We start from the raw sequence: 16,255 nt of genomic DNA on the forward strand, positions 1-16,255 counted from the left end.
GTAAATAAAAAATCCAAATGAAAAATATATTAAATCGATTAATTCAACACGAAATCTTAACTAAAGAAGAAGCTAAAGACGTTTTGGTCAATATTTCTTCTGGAAGTTATAATCCAAGTCAAATTGCGGCTTTTATGACCGTTTACATGATGCGAAGTATAACCATTGAAGAATTAGCAGGTTTCCGTGAAGCTTTGCTAGAATTGTGCATTCCAGTTGATTTTTCAGCATATAATACTATCGATTTGTGTGGAACTGGAGGCGATGGAAAAGACACTTTTAACATTTCTACTTTAGCTTCATTCATTGTAGCTGGAGCTGGAATTAAAGTTGCGAAACACGGAAATTATGGCGTTTCCTCTATTTCGGGATCGAGTAATGTGATGGAAAAAATGGGTGTGAAATTTACTAACGATTCTGATTTCCTAACCAAATCCATCGAAGAAACAAATATTGCTATTTTGCACGCACCACTCTTCCATCCGGCTATGAAAAATGTAGGTCCGATTCGAAAAGAATTAGGTGTGAAAACGTTTTTTAATATGTTGGGTCCAATGGTAAATCCATCATTTCCAAAAAATCAAATGGTTGGTGTTTTTAGTTTAGAATTGGCTAGAATGTATGCCTATTTGTACCAAAATACTGAAACCAACTACTCTATTTTACATGGATTAAGCGGCTTTGACGAAGTTTCATTGACTGATGAAGTGAAAATTATATCCAATACATCTGAACAAATTTTAAAACCATCGGATTTCAAATTACCCGAATGCCGATTAGAAACCATCAAAGGTGGAACAACCGTTGATGAATCAGCTAAAATTTTCTACGACGTCATTTCTGGAAAAGGAACAACAGCTCAAAATAATGTAGTTTGTGCTAATGCAGCCATCGCCATTCAAACTGTTGAAAAATCGAATTATGATGAAGCTTTAGCAAAAGCGCAAGAAAGCTTAGTTAGCGGAAAAGCATTAGAAAAAATGAAAAAATTAATCGAAATAAGTAACTAATCATGAACATTTTAGATAAAATAATCATCGATAAAAAACGTGAAGTCGAACTAAAGAAAAGCATCATTCCCGTTTCGCAATTAGAAGCTTCTGTTTTATTCAATTCTCGAACCTATTCATTGAGTAAGTTATTAAAAAACAGCTTTTCAGGAATTATTGCGGAGCACAAACGTCGTTCGCCATCAAAAGCCATTATTAATAACAATCATTCAGTTGAAGATGTAGTTTTAGGATACCAAAATGCGGGAGTTTGCGGAATTTCGGTTTTGACAGATGCTAAATATTTTGGTGGAAGTTTGGATGATTTGTTATTAGCAAAAGCTTCAGTAAATATTCCATTATTACGAAAAGAATTCATTGTAGATGAATACCAAATTTTAGAAGCCAAAGCCCACGGAGCCGATGTAATCCTATTAATTGCAGCGGTTTTAACTCGAAAAGAAATCAAACAACTTTCAGAATTTGCACATAGTTTAGGTTTAGAAGTATTGTTAGAAGTACATAATTTAGAAGAATTAGAAACAGCCATAATGCCAAGTTTAGATATGATTGGTGTTAACAATCGTAATTTAAAATCCTTTGAAGTGAGTTTAGATTATAGTAAAGAATTAGCTTCTAAAATTCCAGACGAATTTGTAAAAGTATCAGAAAGTGGGATTAGTTCTTTTGAAGCAGTAAAAGAATTACAAAAATATGGTTATCAAGGCTTTTTAATGGGTGAACATTTCATGAAAACAGAAAATCCTGGTTCGGAAGCCCAAAGATTCATTCAAAAATTAGTGATATGAAAAACGTAAAACTAAAAATTTGCGGTATGAAATATCCTGAAAACATTGAGGAGATATCAACTCTAAATCCTGATTATTTAGGTTTTATTTTCTGGGAAAAATCAAGTCGAAATATGAATTTGGAAACAATTCCTGAAATTCCAAGATCTATTAGAAAAGTTGGGGTTTTTGTAAATGCATCCATACAAGACATAATTTCAAAAGTGAATCAATATCAATTAGACATAGTGCAATTACATGGAAATGAATCTGTGACCTATTGTAAAAACGTGAAGAAATTTGGGGTTGAAGTAATTAAAGTGTTTTCGATTGGAGATAAATTCGACTTTACAACTATTAAAGAATATGTACTATTTGTTGATTATTTCCTTTTTGATACCAAAGGAAAGTTACCTGGTGGAAACGGCATTACTTTCGACTGGAAAATAGTAGAAAATTATCCCTACGAGAAACCCTTTTTCTTGAGTGGTGGCATAGGTAAAACCGAAGTGGATGCTATAAAAGACTTCTTCAAAACCGATGTAGCAAAAAAATGCATTGCCATAGATGTCAATAGTCGATTTGAAACAAAACCAGCATATAAAAGTGAAATTAAACTAAGAAAATTTAAAAAATTGCTATATGAAAACGAAATATAATGTTGATGAAAATGGTTTTTATGGCCAATTTGGAGGCGCTTTCATTCCTGAAATGTTATACCCAAATGTGGAAGAATTAAAAGAAAACTACTTAAAAATAATGGCTGAACCTTCTTTTCAAGAAGAGTTTAACGACTTATTACAACAATTTGTAGGTCGTCCAACGCCATTATATTTTGCCAAACGGTTATCCGAAAAATACAACACCAAAATCTACTTAAAGCGAGAAGATTTGTGTCATACAGGCGCGCACAAAATCAACAATACTATCGGACAAATTTTAGTTGCGAAGCGTTTAGGAAAAACTAGAATTATTGCCGAAACTGGAGCAGGTCAACACGGTGTTGCTACGGCAACCGTTTGCGCTTTAATGGGATTAGAATGTATCGTTTATATGGGTGAAGTCGATATCAAAAGACAAGCACCAAACGTAGCACGAATGAAAATGTTGGGAGCAGAAGTTCGTCCAGCCACTTCGGGTTCAAAAACCTTGAAAGATGCGACTAACGAAGCTATTCGTGATTGGATTAACAATCCGATTGATACATTTTATATCATTGGTTCTGTGGTTGGACCTCATCCTTATCCCGATATGGTGGCACGTTTTCAAAGTGTGATTTCTAAAGAAATTAAATCCCAACTTCTAACACAAGAAGGCAAAGAAAACCCAGATTACGTAATTGCTTGTGTAGGTGGCGGAAGCAATGCTGCTGGAGCATTTTACGAATTTTTAGATGAAGAATCAGTGAAATTAATTGCTGTGGAAGCGGCTGGACATGGCGTTGATTCTGGCGAAAGTGCTGCGACTTCTGTTTTGGGTAAAATCGGAATTATTCACGGAAGTAAAACCTTATTAATGCAAACTGAAGACGGACAAATCACAGAGCCCTACTCTATTTCAGCAGGATTGGATTACCCAGGTGTAGGACCACTTCATGCACATTTACATGATACAAATCGCGCTGAATTTATTGCTATTACCGATACTGAAGCTATGCATTCAGGATTAGAAATTTCTAAAACTGAAGGAATCATTCCAGCTATTGAAACGGCGCATGCTTTTTCGGTTTTGGATAAAAAACAATTCCAACCAACTGATATTGTGGTCATCAACTTATCAGGAAGAGGTGATAAAGATTTGAATACCTATATCGATTATTTTAAATTTTAAAATCTAACCGCAAAGCACGCAAAGAGAATCGCAATGTTCGCAATGGTTTATCAATTCTTTGCGAACATTGCGTAAAACCTAGCGTCTTTGCGGTTAAATCAACAAAACCCTTAGTATTTTAAAAAATGAACAGAATCAACCAAAAATTACAAGAAGATAAGAAACTGCTTTCCATATATTTCACTGCAGCATTTCCAAAAATAAATGACACTGTTTCCATCATTCAAGAATTGGAAAAAAACGGTGTGGATATGATTGAAATTGGGTTACCTTTTTCAGATCCGTTAGCCGATGGACCTACCATTCAAGAAAGTTCTACTATTGCTATTGAAAACGGAATGACGACTTCGCTCCTATTTGAACAATTAAAGGACATACGAGAATCGGTTCAAATTCCTTTAATCATCATGGGGTATTTTAATCCAATGATGCAATTTGGAATAGAGAAATTTTGTCAAAAATGTGCTGAAGTTGGAATTGATGGATTAATAATACCCGATTTACCTTTATTCGTTTACGAAACCGAGTACAAAGCTATTTTCGAAAAATACAACTTGAAAAATATCTTTTTGATTTCGCCACAAACTTCAGTTGAACGTATCCAACAAATTGATGCTATTTCTGATAGTTTTATCTATATGGTGAGTTCGGCTGCGGTTACGGGAAGTCAATCAGGATTTGGTTCAGAACAAATGGATTATTTCAAACGAATTGCCCATTTAAACTTGAAAAACCCTCAAATTGTTGGTTTTGGAATTAAAGATGAAGAAACGTTTCAACAAGCTACTCAACATCAAAAAGGAGCGATTATTGGAAGCGCTTTTATTAATTTTTTAAAAGACAATCCGATTTCAGACATTTCTAAATTTGTCAATAAAATCAAATAAAAATTAGGAAAGTTCATAGTATTTTTTTGTAAATTGTAACTTTTTGTAAAAGTAATCGTATAATTACAAAACTAACTGACAACTATGAACTTTCTTGAACACTATGAGCCGTTACTCAAGGCTTTTTGGTACATTGCGTTACCTGTGAGTATCTTTTTTCTATTGCAAACCATTTCTACTTTCATTGGATTAAGTGGTTCAGAAACTGATGCCGATTCACACGATGGTGATGGGGATATGCCTTTTGAATTATTTACATTGCGTAACTTAATCAACTTTTTATTAGGATTTAGTTGGACTGGAATTTCGTTTTATCAATCTGTTGAAAACAAAACGATTTTGATTGGAATTTCTGTTTTAGTAGGATTGCTTTTTGTGGGTGTTTTCTTTTTCTTAATCAAACAAATTTTAAAACTTTCAGAAGATAATAGTTTTAAAATTGAAAATACCATCAATAAAACAGCTGAAGTATATCTTACAATTCCAGAAGCTAAATCAGGAAAAGGAAAAATTCAAATTAGTGTGAATGGTTCGTTTCATGAACTGGATGCTATTACAAATTCACAAGAAAAATTAGCTTCAGGAAGCGCTGTAAAAGTAGTTGCTGTGGAGCACAATTTTGTTATCGTAGAAAAAATCTAATCCTTTATTTATATGACACAAATTATCATTATTGTTGTAGCCGCTTTTGTGCTATTCGTTACTTTCGTGACCTTAATTTCGCGATACAAAAGATGTCCTTCAGACAAAATTTTAGTTATTTATGGAAAAACTGGTGGTACATCTGCAAAGTGTGTTCACGGTGGTGGGGCTTTTATTTGGCCAGTAATTCAGGATTATTCATTTTTAGATTTAAAACCAATTTCTATTGAAGCCAATTTAACCAATGCGCTTTCAAGACAAAATATTCGTGTAGATGTTCCGTGTCGCTTTACCATTGCAATTTCAACTGAAACAGATAGTATGAATACTGCTGCTGAACGTTTGTTAGGTTTGGCACCAGAGCAAATTCAAGAATTAGCAAAAGATATTTTATTCGGACAATTGCGTTTAGTTATCGCTACGATGACGATTGAAGAAATCAACTCGGATAGAGATAAATTTTTAGATAATATTTCTAAAAATGTAGATTCGGAATTAAAGAAAATTGGTTTAAAGTTAATTAACGTTAACGTTACCGATATCAAAGACGAATCAGGCTACATCGAAGCTTTAGGAAAAGAAGCTGCTGCAAAAGCGATTAACGAAGCTAAAATTTCAGTTGCTGAACAAGAGAAAATTGGAGAAACTGGAAAAGCAATGGCAGATCGTGAAAAAGACGTTCAAATTGCGGAAACTCATAGAGATCGTGACGTTAAAATTGCGATTACTAATAAAGATAGAGAAGTAAGTATTGCTGCTGCTTTTAAAGATGAAAGCATTGGAAAAGCAGAAGCACAAAGAGATACTCGTGTTGCAACATCTGAAGCTAATGCGATTGCGGTTCAAGGAGAAAATGAAGCAAAAATTGCAATTGCGCAATCAGAAGCTGCAAGACGTGAAAAAGAAGCAGAAGCTTTACGTATCGCGTTAGCATCTGAAAAAGTTCAAAGTGCTAAAGCTTTAGAAGAATCATATTTGGCAGAACAAAAAGCAGAATCGGCCCGTGCTGACAGAGAACGTGCAACTCAAAATGCAAATATTGTAATTCCAGCAGAAATTGCAAAACAAAAGGCAATTATCGATGCGCAAGCAGAAGCAGAAAGAATCCGTGAACAAGCAAAAGGAGAAGCCGATGCAATTTTTGCAAAAATGGAAGCAGAAGCAAAAGGTTTATATGAAATCTTAACAAAACAAGCCGAAGGTTATAAAGAAGTAGTTAGTGCTGCTGGTGGTGATCCAACAAAAGCGTTCCAATTGTTATTAATTGAGAAATTACCTGAATTGGTTAAAACTCAGGTGGAAGCAGTTAAAAACATCAAAATTGATAAAATCACAGTTTGGGATTCTGGAAATAATACAGATGGAAATGGCTCAACAGCGAATTTCGTTTCTGGAATGATGAAAACGGTTCCGCCTTTAAATGACTTATTCAATATGGCTGGTTTAAATTTACCAACGTATTTGAAGGGTGAAGATATGCCAAAAGATGCTTCAAGTTCTACAGAAGTTACATCAACTGAAGAAGTGAAGTAATTTTATTGAAATTTAAAATAGAAATCCCAAATTCCAATAATATGGATTTGGGATTTTTTATATTTCTAAATTTTAATTTTATCTTGTAAAAACTAAGATATTTCCTTTACTCAAATTAGCATCAAAAGCGTAACCTTCGTAGTTAAAACCTTTTAAATCTTCAATGGTTTCAGCATTTGTATCGATAATGTAGCGCACCATCAATCCTCTTGCCTTTTTAGCGAAGAAACTAATCATTTTTAGTTTACCGTCTTTGTAATCTTTGAATTCAGGAGTAATTACTGGAACTTTTAAAGCTTTTGTATCAACTGCACTAAAATATTCATTACTAGCTAAATTTAGGAATAATTCACCCTTAGTAAGCTCTTTATTTAAAGTATCTGTTATAGCTTTCTTCCAAAATTCATAAAGATTTTTCTTGGTTCCAATTGCAATTGAAGTTCCCATTTCTAAACGATAGGGTTGCATTAAATCTAAAGGTTTTAATAGTCCGTACAAACCAGAGAGGATTCGTAATTTGTCTTGTAAAACAGTTACTTTTTCAGCTGGTAAAGAATATACATCTAATCCTGTATATACATCACCATCAAAAGCATAAACTGCTGGGCGTGCATTTTCAGGAGAAAAAGGAATACTCCATTCCTGATTGCGTTGCCAATTTAATTCGGCTAACTTTTCAGAAATATCCATAAGTTCCATCAATTGTTTCGGTTTTTTCTTTTTTAGTGTTTTTTGAATGGTTTCCGATTTTGATAAAAAAGCAGGTTCCGTATAGTTAGAAATGGGTAACGGCCTTTCATAGTTTAAAGATTTAGCTGGAGATATAACAATTTTCATAATTTATACTTTCTGTTTTTCAAAAGTACGAAAATATACAAATGTTGGTTTAAGAGTTTTATAAGAAATTATTATAGCACTATAAAAAAACCTCCTAATATCTTTTGATTTTGGAGGTTCTACTTTTTTTATATATTTTCTATTATTCTTCAGTAAACGTTTGTGCTTTTGAATACACACGCCATTTTTCAATACATTCCTGTAAATCTTGTGGAATTGGCGTATCAAAACGTAAAAATTCTTTTGTGATAGGATGTTCAAATCCTAATGTTTTTGCATGAAGTGCTTGTCTTGGTAATACTTTAAAACAATTGTCTACAAACTGTTTGTATTTTGTAAATGTGGTTCCTTTTAAGATGGAATCACCGCCATAACGCTCGTCATTAAAAAGTGTGTGACCAATATGTTTCATATGCACACGAATTTGGTGTGTTCTACCTGTCTCTAATTGACAAGAAACTAAAGTTACGTACCCAAATCTTTCTAAAACTTTATAATGAGTTACCGCTGGTTTTCCTTTTTCGTCACTTTCATGAACTGCCATTCGCATTCTATTCGTATCATGACGACCGATATTCCCTTCAACAGTTCCTTCGTCTTCTTCGATATTTCCCCAAACTAGAGCAATATATTCACGTTCAGAAGTTTTTTCAGCAAACTGTTTTGTCAAATAAGCCATTGCGTGTTCGGTTTTAGCCACGACTAATAAACCTGTTGTATCTTTATCAATTCGATGCACCAAACCTGGTCTTTCGGAACTATTCATTGGTAAATTCTCAAAATGATAAGCTAATGCATTTACTAAAGTTCCAGAATAATTACCATGACCTGGATGCACAACCATTCCTGCTGGCTTATTAATTACCAACAATTGGTCGTCTTCATAAACAATTTCTAACGGAATATTTTCAGGTGTTAGCAATTGCTCATAAGTTGGGTGTGCCAATACTAAACGTACGACATCTCCTGCTTTTACTTTGTAATTTGATTTTACCGCAACATCGTTCACTAAAATAGAACCATTTTCTGCTGCTTGTTGAATTTTATTTCGAGTAGTATTTTCAATCATGTTCATCAAAAATTTATCCACACGCAAGGCCGATTGACCTTTACTTGCTTCAAAACGATGATGTTCGTATAACTCGTCTTCGAGTTCGTTTCCTACATTATAATCCGCCATTTTCTTCTTTAAATTCTACTGGTTCTGTTACGCCTTCTTCTGCTGGTGGTAATGTATCTGCTGGTTCTTCAGAACTAAAAGTTTCTTCATTAAACACTTCTTTCCCATCTCCTAAAACAAAATCTAAAACAGAGTTTTTCTTTACCTTATCTCCTGCTCTTAAACGTCTACCGTTTTGGTAAATTTGCAATACCACATCTTTAGCAATATGCGGTTTATAAGTAACTTTACCTTCTTTCAACGTTAATGATTTTATGGTGGCCGAAATTTGTCGGAACGTTTTGTCTTTGAATTCTGGAATAGTTATATCTGTAAATTCGCCAGCGTTTAATTTCACATAGACTTTTCTACCGTCTTTTACTAAACTTCCTGCTTTTGGATCTTGTTCTAAAATAGTAAAAGGTGGAAAATCAGCATTAAATTCTACCGTATCTAACAAAAATACTTCTAAATCTAATTCGTTTAACTTTTCTTCAGCAACTTCTAATTTCATTTTTGCCAAATCTGGTACTTTAATTTCCTGACCATGATTGGTTCTAAAATCTAAAAATTGGATTACTAAAAAAGTAAAACCCACTACAATAGCTAATGCTAGAAAAGCTTGAATAAAAAAAGTTCTGCTTATTAAAAACTTAAATAAACTCATACAAAATGATATTTTGACAAAGATATAAAATTCAAAAAGAAATAACGATGCAATTCATTTTGATTTCTTCACAGAATTAAAACGAATGAATTGCAAAAATATTTCTTTGGTAAACGAATAAAAGAACGCAAAATCTCAATAAATAATGTAATTTTGTGTATATCAATTTGAAATTTAAAATGAAAAACGTAGCCATTATCATGGGAGGTTACTCTAGCGAGTACAAAATTTCGTTAACTAGCGGAAATGTAGTGTTTAACAACATTAATCGTGCAAAATTCAATTCATATAGAATTCATATTTTCAAGGAAAAATGGGTGTATGTGGACGAAAATGATGCCGAATTTCCTATTGATAAAAACGATTTTTCAGTATCGGTTAATGGAACGAAAATTAATTTTGATGTCGTTTTTAATGCCATTCATGGAACTCCTGGCGAAGATGGTTTAATGCAAGCGTATTTCGAATTACTAAATATTCCTCAAACTTCTTGCGATTATTATCAAGCAGCGTTAACGTTTAATAAACGCGATATGTTATCGGTTTTAAAACCTTACGGAATCAAAACGGCGGAATCGTATTATTTGAATTTAGGCGATGAAATTAACGTAGACGCCATTTTAGCGAAAGTGGGTTTACCATGTTTCGTAAAACCAAATAAATCCGGCTCAAGTTTCGGAATTTCGAAAGTAAAAACGAAAGAAGAATTCCTTCCAGCCATTGAAAATGCTTACAAAGAAGACGATGAAATCATTATTGAAAGCTTCCTTGACGGAACAGAAGTTTCTGTTGGAGTTATAAATTATAAAGGAACAGTTACCGTTTTACCAATTACCGAAATTGTATCTGAAAACGACTTTTTTGATTACGAAGCAAAATATTTAGGGAAATCTAAAGAGATTACGCCAGCCAGAATTTCAGAAGAATTGAAAGTAAAAATAGAAACGGTTGCTAAAAGAGCTTACGAAGTATTGAAAATGAAAGGTTTTTCGAGAAGTGAATTCATTATCGTAAACAATGAACCACACATGTTAGAAATGAATACGATTCCAGGTTTAACTACCGAAAGTATTTTACCACAACAAGCTCGCGAAGCAGGAATTTCATTACCTGAATTGTTTGAAAACGCTATTGAATTGGCTTTAAAGAAATAAACTATGAAAAAAGCAATATTTCCAGGTTCATTTGACCCAATCACGAACGGACACTACGATATTATCAAAAGAGGTATTTCTTTATTTGATGAAGTTATTGTAGCCATTGGCGTTAATGCTGAAAAAAAATACATGTTTTCATTAGAAGACAGAAAACGTTTTATTGAAGAAGCTTTCAAAGACGAACCTAAAGTAAAAGTTATCACTTACTCTGGTTTGACCATCGATTTGTGTAAAAAAGAAAATGCTGAATTCATATTACGCGGACTAAGAAATCCAGCCGACTTTGAATTCGAAAAAGCCATTGCACACACCAATCGCGTCATGTCGAAAATTGAAACTGTTTTCTTGTTAACCGCTGCTAGAACTTCTTTTATATCCTCAAGTATTGTTCGTGATGTATTAAGAAACGGTGGCGATATTTCTCAGTTAGTTCCTGAATCGGTTTTAGATAAAAAATAGATTAATTCTCAAATACAATCAACTTCTCTTTAATAATTACATTCAAAAAGTGAAATTCGGTTTTTATCCATTCCAAAGTTTTGGGTTGGTAAATAAAAACATGGGTAAAATCATCTTTGTAGTACCAATTCTCAAATGGCTTTTGGTTGTTATAAACCTCAGTTTTGCAAAATAATTTACCTTTTGGAAGTAATAAACTTTGAAGCAACTTAAATTCCTGATATGGATGATGAAAATGCTCCATTACTTCGCAACACGAAACGTAATCGTATTTTTCTTGTAAAAGTGATGGTTCATTCGCGAAAAACAAATCGTAATTCTGTACTTGATAGCCTTTATCAGTCAACATTTTAGCAATCACTGGACCGGTTCCTGAACCGAAATCCAGACCTTTAGCTTCTGCAGTAAAATCGTGCAATACAGCGTTGACTATTGGTGAAACAAACGCTTGGTAGCGTTCATCAAAAACATCATTATTGTGTTTTTCGTAGTGTTCTTTCTCTTCTTCAGCGGTTAAAAAAGTATCTTTTGGTCTGAAAATGCCATCGCAAGTATTACATTTATAAAACAAATGTTTAGGCTTTTCGCAAAAAAGCGTTGCTATGGAATTACATAATGGACAAGTTGGAGAAGTCATAAATCAAAATTATTGATTAAGTTGAATAATCTTCTGTTTTAACCAAAAACCAGTCATTATTGACTCTTTTGAAAGTGAACTTTATTAAAATTCCATTCCCGATTCCTCTGTAATAAATATTTCTAAAAACATTATTTGAATCAATATTTGCAAAAAAAAGTAAACTTTCTATTTCTTCAACAAGATTAAAATGATTCCATTTTTCTTTTTCTATTTTCTGTGAAATGGTCTGATAATCATCATCAAGAGAATAATCTTCTAAGGGAAATAAAATATGTTCTTTTTGATAAATACTATCTTTTGAGAATTTCATTAAAAAATCAACAAACTTTTTTTCGGGCAAACTATTAATGGAAATAGTATTAGAACCTGAAAACGTCCATTTCTGATTTATCTTTTCAAACTTATACTTTAAATTTTTAACTTTTTTAAAATCAAGAATTATCAAATCTTGTTTGTCTGAAAGGTTTTTTTCTTCAAAAACAGATAATGTATCCGAGTTCAAGTAAGCGACAAAATCTTTCGATGAGAAAAAATTATAATCAATAGAATTGTCTTTATTGCTATTTTGAAATCTTTTCTCAAAAATAAAACTTTCAAAAAATTCCATAAAAGAAGTTGTATCTATAGAAACAGTAGAATTTTCCTGATTCATTTCTACTGCTTTTTCCTGAAAACCTTCTAACTTTCTGTCATCAGATTTACATGAAAACAAACCAAATATTAGAATTAAAATCAAATATTTCATGGACCAACCAATTTACTCCTCCTCTTTCTTAATCACCTTTCTCGCTACTTCAATTTTATACTTTTTTCCTTTCATTTTCTCCTCTTTGATGCTTTGCAATAACGATTTTACTTTTGGATATTTCACCGCTACAAACGAAATAAAATCTTTTACTTCGATTAATCCAATATCGTCTTTTTCTAATTTTCCTTTTTGCGAAAAGAAACCTACAATGTCAATTTTATTCAATTTATTTTTCTTTCCTCCGCTAATGTAAAGCGTTTGATATAAAGGCGCTTTTGGCAATGATTTCGCACTAGAAACATCTAATCTACGTTTGCCGTAATCAAAATAATCGGATTTTTTTTCGGTTTCGTGAATTAGCACATAAGCGGTTCCGGTTGCTAACATACGTGCTGTTCTTCCGTTTCTGTGGGTGAATTCGTCTTCTTTTGCGGGTAAATGGTAATGAATTACGTGTTTCATTTCTGGAATATCCAAACCACGTGCCCCTAAATCGGTCGTAATCAAATACGAAACACTTCCATTTCTAAACTGAATCAAAGCACGTTCTCTCTCGTCCTGGTCTAATCCGCCGTGATAATACGTGGAAATAATACCTTTTTGGGTTAACATTTCATTAATGCGTTCTACCGCTTCTCTGTGATTACAAAAAATAATCGCAGCTTCTGAATTTAATGAACAAATCAACTGAAACAACGAATCAATTTTATCTTTGGATTTCGAAAATACAATACGAACATCTAAATTATCATTCTGTTTTTGGTTCGGAATAAAATCAATTACTTTCGGATCAATTACTTTAGTATATTTCGGAATTTCCACACCAGAAGTCGCAGAAACTAAAATGCGTTTGTTGGCTCTCGTGATTTTTCCAATGATATACGACATTTCTTCATGGAAACCCAATTGTAACGATTTATCAAATTCGTCTAAAACATAGGTTTTGATGTTATTGGTAGCAAAACTTCCTCGGTCTAAATGATCGGCAATTCTTCCGGGTGTTCCAATTAACAACGCTGGTGGATTACTTAAATTATTGATTTCGATATCAATCGAATGGCCGCCATAACACGTATTGACTTTGTAATGCGTTCCCATTTTTTTCCAAACTTGTTCAATTTGCAAACCTAATTCGCGCGAAGGCACTAAAATTAAGCATTGAACCCCTTTTACATCTTCTTCTAATAATTGGAAAATAGGCAACAAAAACGCTAATGTTTTCCCCGAACCTGTTGGAGAAAGCAATAAAATATTATCTTCATTCAAAATAGCATGTTGTGCTACTTCTTGCATTTTGTTTAAACTTTGAATACCAAGATTCAATAGTACATTGTTGGAATATGGATTTTGACTCATGCGGCAAAGATAAAGCCAATTAATTAAAAATTACCAATTATAAAATTCTACCTCAAAAAGATTCTTTATTTTTGAAAATCAAATACAATTCTGCTATGCGTTTTTTAAAAATAAGTTTGCTTTTCTTTTCAATTTCTGTGTTTTCTCAAACAAAAACATATGAATTAATTGATTCAAAGCTTGAATGTCATTCAACTGCTACAAATAGAGTAAATCAACGTATAATTTCTTCAAACATTGATAGAGATACTTTATCGATTAAAATTCAATACACAGAAAACTGCAATTATGGTGACATCTTAAACTATTCTATTAAAAAAGACACCATTCAATTCAATTTTGATTTCTCATCTAAAGAAATTGCAGATTGTGATTGTGTTTTTACAAATAATATAAAAATTAAGAAACCTAAAATTAAAAACCCTATTTTTAAAATCAATAACACTCTCGGGATTAAAGAATTAAAACTTTCCGATAATTATTATTTACCCGCTGAATACATAATTAAAAATAATGATACGTTAATGATTTATGATGATAATGGTCATCGTTTTACAAGAACATACTATGAATCTGGAAAAATTAGTTCTATATGGATAAAGAAAAATTCATATAGCGAAAGAATTGTATATCATGAGAATGGAAAAATAAAATCTATTAGACAATCCTTACCTGATTTTGATCATTTTATTTTAAGAGAATGGGATGAAAATGGAAAATTAATTAAATTCGAAAGTACAATCGAAATTGACAATATTAGACTAACTGAAGAACAACAAAATAAAGATGCCATATTAATCATTTCAAGAGGAAAAAACGTTAAATAAAATTAGTATGAAATATATTTTTCTATTGTTCTCAATTTCAATTTTTTCACAAAACTTGAGTACTCCTTTCGAAAATGGCAATGGCAATCAATCTACTACTTATGAGGAATGTATTGCGTTTTATGAAAAATTAGACGAACGTTTTGCCAACATCCAAATGATTCACAAAGGAACCACCGATAGCGGAAAACCTTTGCATTTAGTGCTGTTTTCAAGCGAAGGTAAATTTGATTTTGACGAATATTTTACTAAAAATAAAGCCGTAATTTTAATCAACAACGGAATTCATGCCGGTGAACCTGACGGAATTGACGCTACGATGATGCTGATGCGTGATTTAGCAATGGGGAAAATCAAAACGGCTAAAAACACTTTAATTGCTGCTATTCCGGTGTATAGTGTTGGTGGTATGTTGAACCGAAATTCCCATTCAAGAGCCAATCAAAACGGTCCAGAGGAATATGGTTTTAGAGGTAATGCTCGAAATTATGATTTGAATCGCGATTTTATTAAATCGGACACTAAAAATTCGAGAAGTTTTCAAAAGTTGTTTACCGAGTTAAATCCTGATATTTTCTTAGACAATCACGTTTCTAATGGTGCTGATTATCAATATACGTTTACTTGTATTGCGACCCAACACGAACGTTTAGGAAACAAATTAGGTAATTATTTCATCAACGAATTGTATCCTTCGGTGGTGAAAGACATGAACAAAAAGAAAATCGATGTGGTTCCGTATGTAAATGTGCACAGCACCACGCCTGATAAAGGATTTGAGCAATTTACTGATACACCAAGATATGCGACAGGTTATTCGACTTTATTCCACACCTTAGGATTTGTTCCCGAAACACACATGTTGAAAGTCTACAAAGAACGCGTGAAAGTTACTTACGAATTTATGGTCAGCACGATTAATTTCGCTGATACGAATTGGCAAAAAATCAAGCAAATGCGAAAAGACGCATTGAACGAATTTCAAGCAGGAATGGAATATCCGATGGATTGGGCAATTGATTCAACGAAAGTATCTTATATTGATTTCAAAGGCTATCAAGGCGGATACAAACCAAGTGATATTTCAGGAAAAGATCGATTGTTTTACGATAAAAGCAAACCGTTTACCAAAAAAATTCCGTTTTATGGCAATTATAAACCTACGAAATTTGTAAATATTCCGAAAGCTTATGTTATTCCGCAATCGCAATGGCAAGTGTTGGATATTTTGAAATTGAACAATATCAATGCGCATCGTATTCAAAATGACACCATTATTGAAGTAGAATCGTATAAAATTGAAAGTTATCAAACCTCAAAATCGCCTTACGAAGGACATTACGGACATTACAATACGAAAGTTTCCAAATCGACTCAAAAAGTGAAATTTTTTATGGGCGATTATGTATTTTACACAAATCAACCAGGTGTAAAATATTTAGTTGAAACCTTAGAACCTGAAGCGGTGGACAGTTATTTCAATTGGAACTTCTTTGATCCTATTTTGCAACAAAAAGAATACTTTTCGAGTTATGTTTTTGAAGATTTAGCCAAAGAATTCTTAGATAAAAATCCAAAAATAAAAGCCGAATTAGAACAAAAGAAACAAAACGACAAAGCTTTCGCAGAAAACGGCGCAGCACAATTAGATTGGGTGTACAGACAATCGCCTTATTATGAGAAAGCGCATTTGCAGTATCCGGTTTATAGAGTGAATTAGAGGAAAGAGGAAAGAA

The 16,255-nt window shown here is 32.8% G+C and carries 17 protein-coding genes; 11 read left to right on the plus strand and 6 right to left on the minus strand.

Translation table 11 applies throughout. The features are described 5' to 3' along the window. The first annotated feature begins 17 nt into the window (after positions 1-17). The 7 genes from trpD (at position 18) to OJ995_RS10185 (ending at position 6,669) form a co-directional block, all read left to right on the plus strand. Positions 18-1,010, plus strand: coding sequence for an anthranilate phosphoribosyltransferase (gene trpD / locus OJ995_RS10155; RefSeq protein ID WP_264369309.1), 993 nt, complete (start codon positions 18-20; stop codon positions 1,008-1,010). Between the two features lie 2 nt (positions 1,011-1,012). Continuing rightward, a complete protein-coding gene (gene trpC / locus OJ995_RS10160; RefSeq protein WP_264369310.1) occupies positions 1,013-1,798 on the plus strand; it encodes an indole-3-glycerol phosphate synthase TrpC in 786 nt (261 codons plus the stop codon). Then, the gene (locus OJ995_RS10165) at positions 1,795-2,436 is read left to right on the plus strand and encodes a phosphoribosylanthranilate isomerase (RefSeq protein WP_264369311.1); all 642 of its coding nucleotides are present in this window, start codon (positions 1,795-1,797) and stop codon (positions 2,434-2,436) included. Before trpC ends, OJ995_RS10165 begins: the two co-directional genes overlap by 4 nt. After that, positions 2,420-3,607, plus strand: a complete 1,188-nt coding sequence (trpB, locus tag OJ995_RS10170) for a tryptophan synthase subunit beta (protein WP_264369312.1) — start codon at positions 2,420-2,422, stop codon at positions 3,605-3,607. Before OJ995_RS10165 ends, trpB begins: the two co-directional genes overlap by 17 nt. Positions 3,608-3,732: 125 nt before the next feature. After that, a complete protein-coding gene (trpA, locus tag OJ995_RS10175; protein ID WP_264369313.1) occupies positions 3,733-4,494 on the plus strand; it encodes a tryptophan synthase subunit alpha in 762 nt (253 codons plus the stop codon). An 84-nt stretch (positions 4,495-4,578) separates the two neighbouring features. Further along, positions 4,579-5,136, plus strand: a complete 558-nt coding sequence (locus tag OJ995_RS10180) for an NfeD family protein (protein WP_264369314.1) — start codon at positions 4,579-4,581, stop codon at positions 5,134-5,136. Positions 5,137-5,148: 12 nt separating this feature from the next. Next, a complete protein-coding gene (locus OJ995_RS10185; protein ID WP_264369315.1) occupies positions 5,149-6,669 on the plus strand; it encodes a flotillin family protein in 1,521 nt (506 codons plus the stop codon). Positions 6,670-6,747: 78 nt separating this feature from the next. Here the strand turns inward: OJ995_RS10185 and yaaA are convergent, their stop codons facing one another. The 3 genes from yaaA to OJ995_RS10200 form a co-directional block, all read right to left on the minus strand. Continuing rightward, on the minus strand, positions 6,748-7,506 hold the full coding sequence (gene yaaA, locus OJ995_RS10190) for a peroxide stress protein YaaA (protein ID WP_264369316.1): 759 nt from the start codon (positions 7,504-7,506) through the stop codon (positions 6,748-6,750). Positions 7,507-7,648: 142 nt separating this feature from the next. Continuing rightward, positions 7,649-8,686, minus strand: a complete 1,038-nt coding sequence (locus OJ995_RS10195) for an RluA family pseudouridine synthase (RefSeq protein WP_264369317.1) — start codon at positions 8,684-8,686, stop codon at positions 7,649-7,651. Beyond that, positions 8,673-9,332 (minus strand): PASTA domain-containing protein, encoded by a 660-nt coding sequence (locus tag OJ995_RS10200; RefSeq protein ID WP_264369318.1) that lies wholly within the window; start codon positions 9,330-9,332, stop codon positions 8,673-8,675. Before OJ995_RS10200 ends, OJ995_RS10195 begins: the two co-directional genes overlap by 14 nt. Positions 9,333-9,511: 179 nt before the next feature. On the opposite strand from OJ995_RS10200, the gene OJ995_RS10205 reads away from it, so the two are divergent. Next, positions 9,512-10,486 (plus strand): D-alanine--D-alanine ligase, encoded by a 975-nt coding sequence (locus OJ995_RS10205; RefSeq protein ID WP_264369319.1) that lies wholly within the window; start codon positions 9,512-9,514, stop codon positions 10,484-10,486. Positions 10,487-10,489: 3 nt separating this feature from the next. Then, positions 10,490-10,948: a pantetheine-phosphate adenylyltransferase gene (gene coaD / locus OJ995_RS10210; protein WP_264369320.1), complete on the plus strand. Its 459-nt coding sequence runs from the start codon at positions 10,490-10,492 to the stop codon at positions 10,946-10,948. A 1-nt stretch (position 10,949) separates the two neighbouring features. On the opposite strand, the gene OJ995_RS10215 is transcribed toward coaD, so the two are convergent. The 3 genes from OJ995_RS10215 to OJ995_RS10225 are packed head-to-tail and all read right to left on the minus strand — an operon-like array spanning position 10,950 to position 13,692. Beyond that, positions 10,950-11,585: a class I SAM-dependent methyltransferase gene (locus OJ995_RS10215; protein WP_264369321.1), complete on the minus strand. Its 636-nt coding sequence runs from the start codon at positions 11,583-11,585 to the stop codon at positions 10,950-10,952. Positions 11,586-11,601: 16 nt separating this feature from the next. Beyond that, positions 11,602-12,333, minus strand: coding sequence for a DUF4348 domain-containing protein (locus OJ995_RS10220; RefSeq protein ID WP_264369322.1), 732 nt, complete (start codon positions 12,331-12,333; stop codon positions 11,602-11,604). Positions 12,334-12,345: 12 nt separating this feature from the next. Continuing rightward, positions 12,346-13,692 carry a DEAD/DEAH box helicase gene (locus OJ995_RS10225; RefSeq protein ID WP_264369323.1) on the minus strand — a complete coding sequence of 449 codons (1,347 nt, stop codon included), beginning with the start codon at positions 13,690-13,692 and terminating at the stop codon, positions 12,346-12,348. 95 nt (positions 13,693-13,787) lie between these two features. Here OJ995_RS10225 and OJ995_RS10230 point away from each other — a divergent pair, with 95 nt between their 5' ends. Beyond that, complete coding sequence (locus OJ995_RS10230) at positions 13,788-14,519, plus strand: hypothetical protein (protein WP_264369324.1); 732 nt, start codon at positions 13,788-13,790, stop codon at positions 14,517-14,519. A gap of 7 nt (positions 14,520-14,526) precedes the next feature. Then, positions 14,527-16,239: a M14 family zinc carboxypeptidase gene (locus OJ995_RS10235; protein WP_264369325.1), complete on the plus strand. Its 1,713-nt coding sequence runs from the start codon at positions 14,527-14,529 to the stop codon at positions 16,237-16,239. Positions 16,240-16,255 lie beyond the last annotated feature (16 nt).

The sequence above is a fragment of the Flavobacterium lacisediminis genome, from assembly GCF_025909975.1.
GTDB lineage: Bacteria > Bacteroidota > Bacteroidia > Flavobacteriales > Flavobacteriaceae > Flavobacterium > Flavobacterium lacisediminis.

Coding starts and splice junctions, on each gene's coding strand:
- trpD (WP_264369309.1), top strand. CDS start 18: ATGAAAAATATATTAAATCGATTAATTCAACACGAAATCTTAACTAAA.
- trpC (WP_264369310.1), top strand. CDS start 1,013: ATGAACATTTTAGATAAAATAATCATCGATAAAAAACGTGAAGTCGAA.
- OJ995_RS10165 (WP_264369311.1), top strand. CDS start 1,795: ATGAAAAACGTAAAACTAAAAATTTGCGGTATGAAATATCCTGAAAAC.
- trpB (WP_264369312.1), top strand. CDS start 2,420: ATGAAAACGAAATATAATGTTGATGAAAATGGTTTTTATGGCCAATTT.
- trpA (WP_264369313.1), top strand. CDS start 3,733: ATGAACAGAATCAACCAAAAATTACAAGAAGATAAGAAACTGCTTTCC.
- OJ995_RS10180 (WP_264369314.1), top strand. CDS start 4,579: ATGAACTTTCTTGAACACTATGAGCCGTTACTCAAGGCTTTTTGGTAC.
- OJ995_RS10185 (WP_264369315.1), top strand. CDS start 5,149: ATGACACAAATTATCATTATTGTTGTAGCCGCTTTTGTGCTATTCGTT.
- yaaA (WP_264369316.1), bottom strand. CDS start 7,506: ATGAAAATTGTTATATCTCCAGCTAAATCTTTAAACTATGAAAGGCCG.
- OJ995_RS10195 (WP_264369317.1), bottom strand. CDS start 8,686: ATGGCGGATTATAATGTAGGAAACGAACTCGAAGACGAGTTATACGAA.
- OJ995_RS10200 (WP_264369318.1), bottom strand. CDS start 9,332: ATGAGTTTATTTAAGTTTTTAATAAGCAGAACTTTTTTTATTCAAGCT.
- OJ995_RS10205 (WP_264369319.1), top strand. CDS start 9,512: ATGAAAAACGTAGCCATTATCATGGGAGGTTACTCTAGCGAGTACAAA.
- coaD (WP_264369320.1), top strand. CDS start 10,490: ATGAAAAAAGCAATATTTCCAGGTTCATTTGACCCAATCACGAACGGA.
- OJ995_RS10215 (WP_264369321.1), bottom strand. CDS start 11,585: ATGACTTCTCCAACTTGTCCATTATGTAATTCCATAGCAACGCTTTTT.
- OJ995_RS10220 (WP_264369322.1), bottom strand. CDS start 12,333: ATGAAATATTTGATTTTAATTCTAATATTTGGTTTGTTTTCATGTAAA.
- OJ995_RS10225 (WP_264369323.1), bottom strand. CDS start 13,692: ATGAGTCAAAATCCATATTCCAACAATGTACTATTGAATCTTGGTATT.
- OJ995_RS10230 (WP_264369324.1), top strand. CDS start 13,788: ATGCGTTTTTTAAAAATAAGTTTGCTTTTCTTTTCAATTTCTGTGTTT.
- OJ995_RS10235 (WP_264369325.1), top strand. CDS start 14,527: ATGAAATATATTTTTCTATTGTTCTCAATTTCAATTTTTTCACAAAAC.